We start from the raw sequence: 13,893 nt of genomic DNA on the forward strand, positions 1-13,893 counted from the left end.
ATCCGCGATTGGCATATCCTTTAGGGCATATCGCGTCCTCCTTACGTCGCGTCCCATTGGCTATTAGCAAAAAACCAGGGTGTCAGACTGTACCTTAGGTGAATGAGAACCGCTATATCAAATTATCAACGCCAAAATCTTCCAAAATATTAATCTGCAATAGCCGTTTGTGCTGCTAAAGCGATCGCCCAATCTTCTTGAGTATGAATCACCAGTACTTTTACCAGAGAATCGATCGCCGCAATATTAGCATCTTCGGAACAGGAATTGTTTTGCTCAATATCTAGTTGCAGACCGAGATAAGATAAACCTGCACAAGTTTTTTGGCGCACAATCTGCGAATTTTCGCCCACTCCCGCAGTAAAGACTAAAACATCTATACCATTAAGACTAGCAACCATTGCCCCGATCGCGTTTTTCAAGCGATGAAGATAAATATCCAAAGCTAGCTGTGCTTGAGTATTACCCGAAGCGATTGCTTCGGCAATAGTTCTCAGATCGGCAGATATACCGCTTACTCCTTTTAAACCAGACTTTTTATTCAAAATTTGATTGACTTCATTCGCATCTAAGTCATATTCCTGCATCAGATAAATCGGAATTTGCGGATCGATTGAACCACAACGAGTTCCCATCATTAATCCTTCTAAGGGTGAAAAACCCATTGTGGTATCGATACAGATCCCGTTTTCAATCGCAGCTAAAGAACAACCATTACCTAAATGACAGTTGACAATTTTTAGAGACTCAAGAGGTTGCTGCAAAATTTGGGCGGTGCGATTAGCGCAATATTGATGAGAAATACCGTGAAATCCATAACGCTGAATTCCCCGTTCATAATATTCATAAGGTATGGGATAAACTTTAGCGGGTTCGGGAATAGTAGTGTGAAAAGCCGTATCAAAAACCGCTACCTGCGGTGTTTCAGGTAATATTTCTGCGACGATATTAATTCCTCTAAGATGTTCGGGATTATGATTGGGTGCCAGAGGAATAAAAAGTGCGATCGCATCTTTAACATCAGCATCAATCACTGTAGCTTGGTTATATTTTGCTCCACCATGTACTACTCGATGACCAACCACATCAATATTCTGGAGACTGTCTATAACTTTAGTTTCTCCTGTAACCAAAGTATTTAACATCACTTTTAAAGCAGTGTCGCGTTCTCTTACCTCGATCTGCTGTTTGGTGTCATTACTTTTGACGGTAAGCATTCCCCCCTCTCGAGTCACTGTCCAATCCAGATGGGCTGACCACAACGGTTCTGGTGGCGTATTTGGGATAGATTGGTCTAAAGCATAAAGACAGCTTTTTTGACTGCTAGAACCAGCATTGAAGACTAAAATTTTCATGATTGCCAAGATTAAATTATAAGATTGGCGGTAGATTGCGCAACCTAGTAAACTGATTAATCTTTTGGGGTCGATCGCTCTTTCTCCCTGCTTAAATTGAAAATCAATGATTCAAATGTGAGCGATCGCTTAACCTCTTCAGCAATGGGCCATGTTCATTAAATTCAACTATACTAACGGCAGCAACAGGCATATCGATGCGATCGCGATAGCGTCCCACGTCAATTCCTAGCAAAGAACACAGCATAATCCGAATCGTGGCTTTATGGGAAACAACTAGCACGTTACCATTGCTGTAAGTTTGTTCAATTTCTTCCAAAACCTCGGAACTACGACGAGCTATATCAATTGCTCTTTCTCCATTAGGGGGAGCATTCCAACCAGGTTCAGATCGCCAACGTAGATAGTCATCATGAAATTGGCGATCGACTTCTGCTTGAGTTTTGCCTTCCCATTTACCAAAATCTATTTCTTTCAAACCGTTCCGTAGCTGCATTTCCATTGCGACTAAATTGCACAAAGGTTTGGCTGTGGCAATAGTGCGACGCATCGGACTCGAAAAAATTGCTCTCCAGGGTATGGATTTATAAGCAACCGCAAAGTCTTTTGCCATTATTTTTCCTGCGGTAGTTAATTCCACATCAGAAGTTCCACAAAAACTATCGGTTTTGCTGGCTAGGGTTTCACCGTGTCTTAAGAAAAAAATGTTTAAAGTCATCACCAAAAGTTTAAGTAATTGATTATTACTTTATTAGATTTTCAGCCAGGGATTGTTTTGAGCAGTATGCTAAAGGACGACGCAAAGCTAGTCCGTTCAGGGACGCAACTGTCTCACTTTTAGCTATTAGCTTTTAGCTTTTATGTTACAGGCTAAAATTTGGTATTGGGATAATGCCGCCTCGATCCATCAAGACTACGGACGATCGCGCTGTAACCAGGTAACGATCCTCGTAAATTTTTTGGGCTGTACTGGGGTCGGAAAAATCTTCAGGTGTAGGTAAAGCCGTATCAATAATGCGATGCCAAGAATTGCCCAGCTTCAGAGGCGGTAATTCAAATTCCAACGGTTTCCAATAAGCGTTAAAAATTACATGAAGATGTTCACCGCTGCGGGGATGACAGAGAGAAAAAGCCAAAATATGTGAGTCTTCACTCCAATCGGGCTGGTTTAAACGCTGTCCATGCCAAATTATGTGTGGTTTAGAACTTACTTGGTCTACCTGTAAAAACTGTTCTTCACTGAAAATCTCTAGTTCATGAACAAACTGAATTAACTTTTTGACAAAACGCAGCAGATCGCTATGTTTATCGACCAAACTCCAGTCAAACCAACTTAGCTCATTGTCCTGGCAGTAAGCATTGTTATTGCCTAGTTGGGTATGTCTGATTTCATCTCCCATGAGCAACATCGGTGTTCCCTGAGACATAAATAGAATAGTTAAGAAATTTTTAATTTGCTGCCAACGCAGCTGCTCTATTTGAGGATCTTGAGTTACTCCCTCCTGACCACAATTCCAACTGTAATTATCATTAGCCCCATCACGGCTATCTTCTTTATTCGCCTCGTTGTGTTTGTAATTATAAGAAACGAGGTCGTTAAGGGTAAAACCATCATGACAGGTAACAAAATTAACGCAGCGGTTAATATCCGTATCTAAACGGAGATAAATGTCAGGACTGGCTAAGATTCTGGCTGCTAAATTATTGACTGCACCGCGATCGCTTTTGACAAAACGGCGTACATCGTCTCGGAATGGTCCATTCCACTCCGAAAACCAGTCTGCTTGAGCGACAAACTTGCCCACATCGTATAGTCCTGCTGCATCCCAGGCTTCGGCAATCAGCTTACTTCCTGCCAAAACGGGGTCAGATTCAATAATAGATAGAATTCTCAACGCCCCCTCATCTTCGATTGGCTCTCCATAGACATCCCTGGACAGAATTGAAGCCAAATCAAACCGAAAACCATCTACGTGCATCTCAGAAACCCAATAGCGCAGTGAATCAACAATTAATCTGGCAACTACAGGATGGTTGCCTTTGAAAGTGTTGCCACAGCCACTGTAGTTCTTATATTCAGCAGGATTGTCTTCCAGAATATAGTAGGTCTGATTATCCAATCCTCTAAATGACAGCGTCGGGCCATTTTCGTTACCTTCGGCGGTATGGTTGAAAACCACATCTAAGATTACTTCGATTCCTGCTTTGTGCATTGCCTTAATCAGGTCGCGAAACTCGTCTACCGCCCCCAAAGGATCGCGCTGAGAGCTATAGCCGCGATGGGGAGCAAAAAAGCCAATGGTGCTATAGCCCCAATAGTTTTTTAGTCCAGGGCGCACATCTTGGGGATCGAACTGGTGAACGGGAAGCAGTTCCACTGCGGTAATGCCCAACTCCTTGAGGTAGGGAATTTTCTCGATCAAGCCAGCATATGTCCCTCTTTTGGCAGGAGCAACGCCAGAATTAGGATTACAAGTAAAACCACTGACGTGCATTTCATAGATGACGCTAGCAGAATAGGGAATCCTGGGGTGTCGATCGCCCTCCCAGTCATAGGTGCTAGGGTCTACCACTACTCCTTTGAAAGCTTGGGCGCAGTTACTGCCACGATCCGCAGCAGCAGTGCGATCGTAAAATTCTTCCCCGACAATTGCTTTGGCGTAAGGATCTAATAGTATTTTGGTGCGATCGAATCGCTGTCCTGTTTCAGGCGCAAAATCGCCAAAAACACGATAGGCGTAAATCTGTCCTGCTCTAATTTCTGGAACAAAAACGTGCCAGTAATAATAAGTTTTATTCTTGACTGGATCGAGTCTGATTACATAAGACGGTTTAGCAGCCTGAGCGCTGTTGAACAGTAGTAGTTCTATTGCTGAGGCATTTTGAGAAAAGACGCAGAAGTTTACTCCATGAGAATAAACAGTTGCTCCCAAGGGAAAACTTTCTCCAGGCAATACCTTTGGTTTCCTAGACATATTTTAAATTTAGCTATTAGCTGTTAGCTTCTTGCAATAATAGCTATATCGGGGGAAACCCTCAACCGCTTCTTGAAGCAGTCTATCACGGATACCGCTACGCATATACCATGCACGGGAATCATGCACGGGCTTGACCGTGAACCCCCGCAACTGCGCTACTTCGCTTTGTCGCGCTATCAGCTGTTAGCTTAGAGTAGAAAATGAGATGTGCTAGGTTTTACCATAGCATCCTTAATTTAAGGTTGCGGTACTTTATAAACAGAATTACTTAAAATAGTAATTAGTTAGCTTGCCAGAAATTCTCGTATGTAACCATTAACCAATTCTGGTTGTTCTTGTTGCACCCAGTGGCTACAGTTAGGAATATATTTTATTTGCCAATCTCTAACATAGGCTTCTGTGCCATAAGTTAGTTCTTTGCCCAGTGCCTTATCCTCTTCGCCCCAAATAGTTAGAGTCGGAATATCTAAAACGCCCCACTGTTGGCGATCGCCTAGTCCATTTAAAGGGTTATTTCCCAAAAATAAAGACTGAAAAATACAGCGATAATAATTCACCATAGCGGTAAGTGCGCCAGGTTTAGCAGCAGCGTTGCGGTAAGCATTTAAATCTGCTTCACTAAAGGCAGTTTGATCGATCGCCATGCCCAAAAAGGCTTCTTTAATTGCCTGATAGTCATTCAACTGAAGCACAAATTCTGGCAACCAGGGTAATTGAAAAGCAAAGATATACCAGCTTTTTAGTAGCTGCTGGGGAGTTTGCAATCCTGCGGCAAATTTAGCCGGATGAGGAATATTCAAGACAATTAATTTTTCTAGCATTTCGGGATAGGCATAGGCAAAATTCCAGGCGATCGCTCCTCCCCAATCATGAGCGACTAATATACAGTCTTCATAGCCCAAGCCAGTAATTACACCTTTAACATCGGCAATCAATTCAGACATTCGATAAGCTTCTAACTGTTCGGGTTTATCGCTGTCGTTGTATCCTCTTAGATCGACTGCAACCACATGGTAATCCTGAGCAAATTCTCTAATCTGATGTCGCCAGGAATACCAAAATTCAGGAAACCCATGCAGCATCAGCATCAGTTTTCCCTCTCCCTGGTTGACATAATGCAGCCTGATTCCGTTGGTGCTAATAAAATTGTGCGACCAACCATTAGTAGTAGTCATTTTTTAGCTCATCACTAAGCGAACACTTTTAAATTAGCGCAATTCAACTACGGGCCGCAGATTTACCCTACCGTTGCATCACGCTGGGGACATCTACACTATTAAGAGGATAGGCAAAAAGGTATCCCTGCCCATATTCACAACCCAAACTGCGCAGTATTTTTAATTGAGCCTCTGTTTCAATACCTTCGGCAACAACATCTAAACCCAAACTATGAGCCAGATTGACGATCGCCTTGATAATATCGTAGTTCGTACTGTTTATTTCAGGTCCGATAAAAGAACGGTCTATTTTAACCGTATCAACAGGTAGATAGCGCAGGTAGCTTAAGGAAGAATAACCTGTACCAAAGTCATCTAAACACAGTTTGATTTCACGCTCTTTCAACTGTTCGAGAACTTTAGTAACTGCCGAAGTATTTTCCATCAGAGTACTCTCGGTAATTTCTAGCTTCAGGTCTTTCCCCGTTAAATTTAAGGACTGGAGCAAAGCATCTATTTGCGGGATTAATTCAGGATGATAAATTTGAATCCGTGATAAATTGATGCTTATTGTCAAAGAAGAATCAACTGCAAAAGACTTTTGCCACGTCACTAGCTGACAACAGGCTTCTGAAAGGATCCATTGACCAAGGGCAATAATCTGCCCCGTTTCTTCGCAAATTGGAATAAACTTATCTGGCGGAATTGACCCCAAAGAATCGTGCTTCCATCTTACCAAAGCTTCTAAACAGTTGATTTCACCCGTGTCCAAAGATACGATCGGCTGGTAGTTTAAATATAGCTGCTGATTATCGATCGCCTGCTGCAAATCATTTTCCAAACGCAGTTTTTCTACTGCCTTACTCTGCATCTTTTCATCGAACAAAACCGAAGTTTTTGCAAAGTTGACCTTGGCATACTGCATGGCGGTATCTGCCCAGCGCAACATCTTTTCTGGTTCTTGATTGTTATTGTGGTTTAGGGCTATCCCAATACTCACCGTAGAACAGACTGTAGCGTTGTTAATGTTAAACGGTTTAATTAGCTGCCGATAGAGACTTTCTGCTTGATTTAGAACATCCTCAGGACTATTAATGTCTGCGACTAGTAGGGCAAATTCATCTTCACCTATTCTGGCGACTATGTTTGAATAAGTAGTCGTGACATACTCCTGCAAACGCCGAGCCACGGCAATTAACAGCTCTTCACTGATTGCATAGCCTAAACTATGCTTAATGCTGCGAAAACGGTCAATACTAAGCAGTAGAACGGCAAATAAATTTGGGGTCGCTGCTAAAGTTGCGTTTCGCTCGCGGCATTGGTTCAAGTCATCATGCCGAGCTATTTCTCGATTTAAATGTTCTAAAAATAGAGTTCTGTTGGGCAAATTGGTCAGCTTGTCATAGTAGGCTAAGTATCTTAGTCTTTTCTGAGCAGCGCGATATTCTTCTCTTAAAACAGCTTCTCTTAATTCTCGTTCTACTGCGGGAATCAGTCGCGATAATTGTCCTTTGACTAGATAATCATGCGCCCCCGCCTTCATCGCTGCCACGGCGGTATCTTCGCCAATCTTACCCGATACAATTACAAAGGGTAAATCTAGCTGCCGTTCCTTAAGTAACTCTAAAGCAGCGATCGCGCTAAACTGGGGCATAGAATAATCTGCTAAGACGATATCCCAAAGCTGTTTTTCCAGAGCAATCTGCATACTTGATTTGGTATCTACTCGCTGATAAATTATTTCATAATCGCCGCGTTTTAAAGCAATGGCTAATAGCTCGGCATCATCTTCTGAATCTTCAACAATTAAGACTCGCAGAAGTTTATTCATTTAGGACTCCAAAAACAGGTGGAAGCTGATTAACAGTCAACCAGTACGTACTTATTTCTCTAACAAAATTTTGTAGTTGTGTAAAGTGTATCGGTTTTCTGATGTAACTATTGCAACCATTAATATAACTGTCAATCAGGTCCTGTGGCTCATTTGAAGAGCTAATTATAACAACAGGTAAAATTTTCGTCCTAGGATTGGCGCGAATCCGCCGTAAGACTTCAATTCCACTAATTTTGGGCAGATTTAAATCCAGCATAATCAAAGCAGGCATCGATGCTAAACTGCGATCGCTCGATGCTAACGAATCATCACGATCCGCTTGTCTTTGGAGGTAATCTAATGCCTTAATTCCATCAGATACTACGATTAAATTATGCGGAATTTCACCCTGAGCAAAAGCCAGTTTCATTAACTCGCGATCATCAGGGTTATCTTCAACCAATAATATATTTTTAGTTGGCATTATATAAATTGTCTATATTTAAAAAGCCAGGATTTGCTGCTGACTGAATATTGCTAATATTTATTTAGTTTATAACTATACATCCAAGCTTTTTGACGCAAATATGGTATTTATATTTAGTTTTTCAGAACTTATATTATTCTAGGGTTCTGTATCTTGTATCACATCATATATGCTACCGCAACGCTTTGAAAGCTTTATTTACTAGAATAAAATTTGTCCAAAGTGTATACAGAGATTGATCTCTATCGATGCCAACTATAGTTTACTTTAGACGTACGAAAAATAACCAAAATTAATATTTATAGCTGCATAATTTTTCACTTTAAACTTTAATCAAAACCTAACATAAGTAACTTAAGCGTAAACATTTTTATGACTTATTTAAAATTTAGAAAAATTGTCAATAAACATCAAAAATAAAAGCTTAAAATGAGCGTTAATTTCGATTTAACTAATCACGGATACAAGATTGAAGCTGAGTTGGGGCGAAATCGAGAAGGAGGAAGAATTACCTGGAAAGCAATAGAACTCAAAACACAACGAACCGTCGTAATCAAGCAATTTTGTTTTGCTATAGATAGCTCTAGCTGGTCGGGGTATAAAGCTTATGAGCAAGAAATTAAGATTTTGCAACAGCTAAATCATCCTGGTATTCCCAAATACTTAGCTAGCATTGAAACTCAAGCAGGTTTTTGTCTAATTCAAGAATATATTTCTGCTTCAGCTTTAAGTGATTTTCGCGAGCTAACTGTATCTGAAGTTAAACACCTAGCTTTAAAAATACTCGATATTTTAATTTATTTACAGCAGCTAAATCCCCCCATACTACACCGCGATTTAAAACCCGAAAATATTTTGCTTGATGAAGCTTTAAATGCTTATTTAATTGACTTTGGATTTGCGAGTTTAGGCAGTAAAGAAGTTGCTGGAAGTAGTGTTTTTAAAGGGACTCCTGGCTTTATTGCTCCCGAACAAATTATTAAGCCAACTATGGCTTCAGATATTTATAGTTTGGGAGTAACTTTGGTCTGTCTTTTAACTAGGCAAGATATTAGCGAAATTCGCGTCTCGGCACTAGAAGATAATCCCTATCAATTAACCATAAAATCGTTATTACCGCAATTAGATCGACAGTTGGTTGGCTGGTTAGAAAAAATGACTCATGCTAAGGTAAGTCAGCGTTTTAATAATGCTTTAGCTGCTAAAAATGCCTTACTTGAACTCGACCTAGCCGTCGAATCACCCAGCAGAATTACGCCAACAATTAACTTTAAGTTGAATTCGCTAATCGAACCCAAAATTATCGCGGCAACAGCTGCAATTTCTGGTTTAACCACGGTAGCGGTATGGGCAATTAATTTTGCCTATGGTCAATTTGAATCAACAATAATTAATATAGCGATCGCCATACTAGCTGCGGTAGCAATTAGCATCACCGAATTAGGCGCAGCAACCATTGCCCTGGCAGATCGACAGGCTAGATCTCAAGGAATAGGTTTGGCAGTGATTATTCCCGTTTTGTTAGTAACCATCAGTAGCTTAATTTGGGGCATCAAAGAAGCTGTGAGTATCTCAGCAGCAATCTCTGTAACCGAAGTTTTGATTCTTTCCTATTATTGGTGGCAGATACCAACGGCGGTGGCAGGTACAAAAATTAGGACAAGTTTTTGGTTGAGTGCGATCGCGATCGGCATTACCTTGGGCTTAAAGCTAATTTAGTAGTATTATCAATTAGTAATCAAGTTTTGAACTCTTCGCTATAATTCAAGATGAAATGATTCAAGATTAAACCAAAATAGTCTAATAATAAGACGATGTTGTGGAGGAGACGGCATTGGATGAACTGAAGGCAGGATTAGCATTAGCCACGGAAGAAGAATTACAGCAAATAACGCAGATACTATTTCATCGTCGTTTCAATCCTCTAGACTATTTGCAGACACCTGAGCCAATCCAAATTCAAAGCCAGGATCTCGATCTGTGGCTCGATTCAATTGACCAAAGATTTCGTTACCTGGCAGCCGATGGCATCACCGTACTGCGGGGGCGTACCCAGGAAGTATCTTATCGCGAAATATTAGTTAAAGTTTGTCATTATCTCAAAATTCCTTATTCAGGAATGATGAACGCTATTGACATTGAGGCAGAAATTTTTTTACATCTGATTAGTAAAGCTTGGGATAAGCTTCCTCCTCAAGAACAAAAATCGCTTCAGGCACAGGTAGGCAGTTCTCTAGCAACGGCACATCCTCCCGAACCTTTACCCATACACTTGCAGCACAGCCCGCTTAAAATACTGTTAAAAGGTAGTGGTATTGTCGCGGTTAGTACTGTTTTAAAATCATGGATGCTAAAACATATTGCCCGACAGTTTGCACTTCATTTTGCTACTTACCAGGCAGCAAAAACAGCTTTGATCAAAGGTGGCACAACGGCAGTGGCTGGCTTGAGTAATCAATTGGCGCTACAGACAGCCAAAAAAGGTATGGTAACTAATGCGGCGCGTTATGGAACAGCTAGGGGAGTGTTTAGTCTGCTTGGTCCAATTATCTGGGGCTATTTTGTCGCCGATTTAGGTTGGAAAGCGATCGCGACTAACTATGGTCGAGTTATTCCGATTGTGTTTACCTTGGCGCAAATTCGCCTCATTCGTGGCGAATCTCTGGGAATAGGTTAAAATTTCGTCGAGCGAGCAAGCGATCCCCAAAGCAAAATCAACAAGCCTATAAACAATTTATTAAGATTACCAGGGGTGGACTGAAAAACCTTAGAACATATAAAAAAGAAAGGAAATTTACAAATAATATCCCCGAAAGTTTTTGCTTCTCTATATATGACACATTTTCCTTGGTTAACTACGTGTATTCTATTTCCCATCGCTGCGTCTCTGTTTTTGCCGCTCATTCCTGATAAAGATGGCAAAACCGTGCGCTGGTATGCTCTAGTCATTGGCTTAATTGACTTTGCGATTATAGTCTATGGTTTTTACCAAGACTATGACTTTAATAATCCCAATCTACAGCTAGTTGAAAGTTACGCTTGGATACCCCAGCTAGATCTTAACTGGTCGGTTGGTGCTGATGGGCTATCTATGCCCTTGATTTTGCTGACGGGCTTTATTACCACTTTGGCGATGATGGCAGCTTGGCCTGTCACCTACAAACCAAAGCTCTTTTATTTTTTGATGTTGGCAATGTATGGCGGACAAATTGCTGTATTTGCCGTACAGGATATGCTGCTATTTTTCCTGGTTTGGGAATTAGAGCTAGTTCCCGTATATCTTATCTTGTCGATCTGGGGTGGTAAAAAACGCCTTTATGCTGCGACTAAGTTTATCCTCTATACCGCAGGGGGTTCACTGTTTATTTTGATCGCTGGCTTAACTATGGCATTTTATGGCGATACGGTGACTTTTAACATGAGTGCGATCGCTGCTAAAGATTATAGTTTTAATCTGCAATTATTTTTGTACGCTGGCTTTCTCATTGCCTACGGCGTTAAGCTACCGATTTTCCCTCTCCATACTTGGCTACCAGATGCTCATGGCGAAGCCACTGCTCCAGCCCATATGTTGCTGGCAGGTATTCTGCTCAAAATGGGAGGATATGCTCTATTACGGATGAATGCGGGAATGCTGCCCGATGCTCATGCTTTTTTTGCTCCCGTATTGGTAATTTTGGGGGTAGTAAATATTGTTTATGCAGCACTAACCTCCTTTGCTCAACGCAACCTCAAGCGCAAAATTGCCTACTCGTCGATTTCCCATATGGGCTTTGTCTTAATTGGGATTGCCTCCTTTACTGATTTAGGAACTAGTGGCGCGATGCTACAGATGATTTCTCATGGTCTGATTGGGGCGAGTCTCTTCTTTATGGTGGGTGCTACCTACGATCGCAGCCATACTTTAATGCTCGATGAAATGGGCGGTGTTGGTCAAAAAATGAAAAAGATCTTCGCCATGTGGACTACCTGTTCCTTTGCTTCTTTGGCACTACCAGGAATGAGTGGTTTTGTCGCAGAATTGATGGTATTTGTTGGTTTTGCTACTAGCGATGCCTACAACTCTACCTTTAAAGTATGCATTGTCTTCTTGGCTGCGGTAGGAGTAATCTTAACTCCCATCTACTTGTTATCAATGCTGCGGGAAATGCTTTATGGTCCAGAAAATAAAGAACTAGTCGATCACACTAATCTGGTAGATGCCGAACCTAGAGAAGTGTTTATCATCGCTTGCTTGTTAATTCCCATTATTGGGATTGGTTTGTATCCCAAGGTGGTTACGCAAATCTATGACTCTAGCATCACTCAGCTTACAGCTAGATTGCGAGCTTCTGTACCTAGTTTGGTACAAGAGGCTAAAGTTCCAGCCAATATCTCTTCAATGATCTCTTTGGCTGCACCAGAAATTGAAACAGTTAAAGCTGACTAAATATTTACCTAGATCTTGACTAATTATCTATCCTGTGGGGGTTTGGCACTGCTGAACCCTTATTTTTATTAGCTTGTATAGCCGTACAAAATTAGATTAGGACACAAAACCTATTGGCTCGCAGTAGCAAGTAGCAAAATGTCTTAATGTTAATGTGTATTGCTATAGTTAATCAATTGACAAGATCTTCTTTGGGTACAATTAGAGGATTTTCCGACCTTACTTGAGATACTAATATATAGCCCGAAGCAGCCAGAGCTAATAGGCTACATAGTCCGCTGGCTATTAACCAGTTTCTCATCGTTTTCAGTTGCCGATCTACGTCTCCAAAAGAAGCCCGAATCGGATTAACCACAGTCATTAATTCTTGACGATTCTTTGATTCGTAGTCTTCGATAGAAGGACGCATTTCATCCCGCTGTACAGCCCATTCCTGCAAGGCTGCCCTTTGGCGCGACCAATCATCTAGGGCAATAGATAGCTTACCGTCTAAATCCTGCTTTAAGTTATTAATTTGTTGATTAAACTGGATGCTTAAATTACGATTTGCTTGATTAAACTGGCTATTAGTGTTAATCAGTTCTTTACGCAGAGATTTCCAACTAGACTGGTTTTTATATTCTAGTTCGTTAATTTTTCCTTGGTTGGTATCGATTTTGCCTTCTAGTTCATTAAGACGTTGTTCCAGCTTTTGCTCTATTTGCTCATAATGCTCGGTATTCATTGAAGCATTATATTCGGCGATTATATTTTCAAATCTAAAACGATAGGTTTCGATGAATTCTTCTATCTGAGTTTGTAGGGGAGTTAAAGAATTATTGCCTGGTTTTGATTCTAATAAATTTACATTATTGTAAACCGAGCGAATTTTTTGTACTAGTTCATCGGCGGTGGTGTTTTTAAGTAGGTATCCTTTTGCCCCAGCTTGTAAAGATTTGCCTAAATAAGCATCATCATCATGACCACTAAGAAAAATTACTTTTACTTTGGGAAAACGTTGAGAAATAATTTTAGTTGCTTTTAAACCATCCATCTGTGGCATATTAATATCCATTAGCACAATATCAGGCTGCAATTTTTCTACTTCTTGAATAGCATCTTGACCATTGTGAGCCACTCCTAATACTTGAATATCCTGTTCTACATCGAGCCAAGTTTTCAGCACTTCACATAGAAGAGCCTGATCGTCTACTAATAAAATATTAATCATTCAATATACCTAGATAACTCTAATTCCTAATATTTATGCCGAAACGCAACTCAAACATAGTATTTCCGATGATCTTAATAGATAATTGGGCAAAAAAATGATTACACTTCAACTCTTCAACTGTTTGTCAAGCTACTTGGAATGCTGAAGAAAATAAATACCAGATAGGTTGAATTACTTTAACTTGCAGGAGCGATTAACTAGTTTCAATCAATTAAAGTTACGCTCGAAAAAATTATTAATTAAATTTTGGCGAAATTTTTCAAGTATATTGGTGATTTTGTTGTATTTCAAGCAGTAGGTGGTAGATTGCTAAGCTAAGCAATTAAAAAAAATTCTCAGCCTGAGGAAGTGAGAAGCTGGAGGTGAAAGAATTCGCGATCGCGCATCTAGTAGTCCTTTATTCAACCACGTTGTTGAGTCAACAAGTTAGTTGGATAACAATCCTTAATCAACTTAAATAG

The 13,893-nt window shown here is 40.6% G+C and carries 10 protein-coding genes; 3 read left to right on the forward strand and 7 right to left on the reverse strand.

Features of this window, described 5'->3' with window-relative positions:
* Positions 1 to 149: 149 nt before the first annotated feature.
* From V6C71_00940 to V6C71_00965, 6 genes are all read right to left on the reverse strand, one after another.
* Entirely contained in the window at positions 150 to 1,355 is a 1,206-nt protein-coding gene (locus V6C71_00940; GenBank protein ID HEY9767055.1) for an acetate kinase, read from the reverse strand.
* A 103-nt stretch (positions 1,356 to 1,458) separates the two neighbouring features.
* Entirely contained in the window at positions 1,459 to 2,073 is a 615-nt protein-coding gene (locus V6C71_00945; GenBank protein HEY9767056.1) for a histidine phosphatase family protein, read from the reverse strand.
* A gap of 145 nt (positions 2,074 to 2,218) precedes the next feature.
* Positions 2,219 to 4,330: a glycogen debranching protein GlgX gene (gene glgX / locus V6C71_00950; GenBank protein HEY9767057.1), complete on the reverse strand. Its 2,112-nt coding sequence runs from the start codon at positions 4,328 to 4,330 to the stop codon at positions 2,219 to 2,221.
* Positions 4,331 to 4,617: 287 nt separating this feature from the next.
* Entirely contained in the window at positions 4,618 to 5,508 is an 891-nt protein-coding gene (locus V6C71_00955) for an alpha/beta hydrolase (GenBank protein HEY9767058.1), read from the reverse strand.
* 67 nt (positions 5,509 to 5,575) lie between these two features.
* Positions 5,576 to 7,321, reverse strand: coding sequence for an EAL domain-containing protein (locus tag V6C71_00960; protein HEY9767059.1), 1,746 nt, complete (start codon positions 7,319 to 7,321; stop codon positions 5,576 to 5,578).
* Complete coding sequence (locus V6C71_00965) at positions 7,314 to 7,787, reverse strand: response regulator (protein HEY9767060.1); 474 nt, start codon at positions 7,785 to 7,787, stop codon at positions 7,314 to 7,316. Before V6C71_00965 ends, V6C71_00960 begins: the two co-directional genes overlap by 8 nt.
* A gap of 432 nt (positions 7,788 to 8,219) precedes the next feature.
* Here V6C71_00965 and V6C71_00970 point away from each other — a divergent pair, with 432 nt between their 5' ends.
* The 3 genes from V6C71_00970 (at position 8,220) to V6C71_00980 (ending at position 12,219) form a co-directional block, all read left to right on the forward strand.
* Complete coding sequence (locus V6C71_00970) at positions 8,220 to 9,509, forward strand: serine/threonine-protein kinase (GenBank protein ID HEY9767061.1); 1,290 nt, start codon at positions 8,220 to 8,222, stop codon at positions 9,507 to 9,509.
* A 115-nt stretch (positions 9,510 to 9,624) separates the two neighbouring features.
* The gene (locus tag V6C71_00975; GenBank protein ID HEY9767062.1) at positions 9,625 to 10,467 is read left to right on the forward strand and encodes a hypothetical protein; all 843 of its coding nucleotides are present in this window, start codon (positions 9,625 to 9,627) and stop codon (positions 10,465 to 10,467) included.
* 156 nt (positions 10,468 to 10,623) lie between these two features.
* Positions 10,624 to 12,219 carry an NAD(P)H-quinone oxidoreductase subunit 4 gene (locus tag V6C71_00980; protein HEY9767063.1) on the forward strand — a complete coding sequence of 532 codons (1,596 nt, stop codon included), beginning with the start codon at positions 10,624 to 10,626 and terminating at the stop codon, positions 12,217 to 12,219.
* Positions 12,220 to 12,391: 172 nt separating this feature from the next.
* Here V6C71_00980 and V6C71_00985 read toward each other — a convergent pair whose 3' ends face one another.
* A complete protein-coding gene (locus V6C71_00985) occupies positions 12,392 to 13,429 on the reverse strand; it encodes a response regulator transcription factor (protein HEY9767064.1) in 1,038 nt (345 codons plus the stop codon).
* Positions 13,430 to 13,893 lie beyond the last annotated feature (464 nt).

Source organism: Coleofasciculaceae cyanobacterium (assembly GCA_036703275.1).
Classification (GTDB): domain Bacteria; phylum Cyanobacteriota; class Cyanobacteriia; order Cyanobacteriales; family Xenococcaceae; genus Waterburya.

Coding starts and splice junctions, on each gene's coding strand:
- V6C71_00940 (HEY9767055.1), bottom strand. CDS start 1,355: ATGAAAATTTTAGTCTTCAATGCTGGTTCTAGCAGTCAAAAAAGCTGT.
- V6C71_00945 (HEY9767056.1), bottom strand. CDS start 2,073: ATGACTTTAAACATTTTTTTCTTAAGACACGGTGAAACCCTAGCCAGC.
- glgX (HEY9767057.1), bottom strand. CDS start 4,330: ATGTCTAGGAAACCAAAGGTATTGCCTGGAGAAAGTTTTCCCTTGGGA.
- V6C71_00955 (HEY9767058.1), bottom strand. CDS start 5,508: ATGACTACTACTAATGGTTGGTCGCACAATTTTATTAGCACCAACGGA.
- V6C71_00960 (HEY9767059.1), bottom strand. CDS start 7,321: ATGAATAAACTTCTGCGAGTCTTAATTGTTGAAGATTCAGAAGATGAT.
- V6C71_00965 (HEY9767060.1), bottom strand. CDS start 7,787: ATGCCAACTAAAAATATATTATTGGTTGAAGATAACCCTGATGATCGC.
- V6C71_00970 (HEY9767061.1), top strand. CDS start 8,220: ATGAGCGTTAATTTCGATTTAACTAATCACGGATACAAGATTGAAGCT.
- V6C71_00980 (HEY9767063.1), top strand. CDS start 10,624: ATGACACATTTTCCTTGGTTAACTACGTGTATTCTATTTCCCATCGCT.
- V6C71_00985 (HEY9767064.1), bottom strand. CDS start 13,429: ATGATTAATATTTTATTAGTAGACGATCAGGCTCTTCTATGTGAAGTG.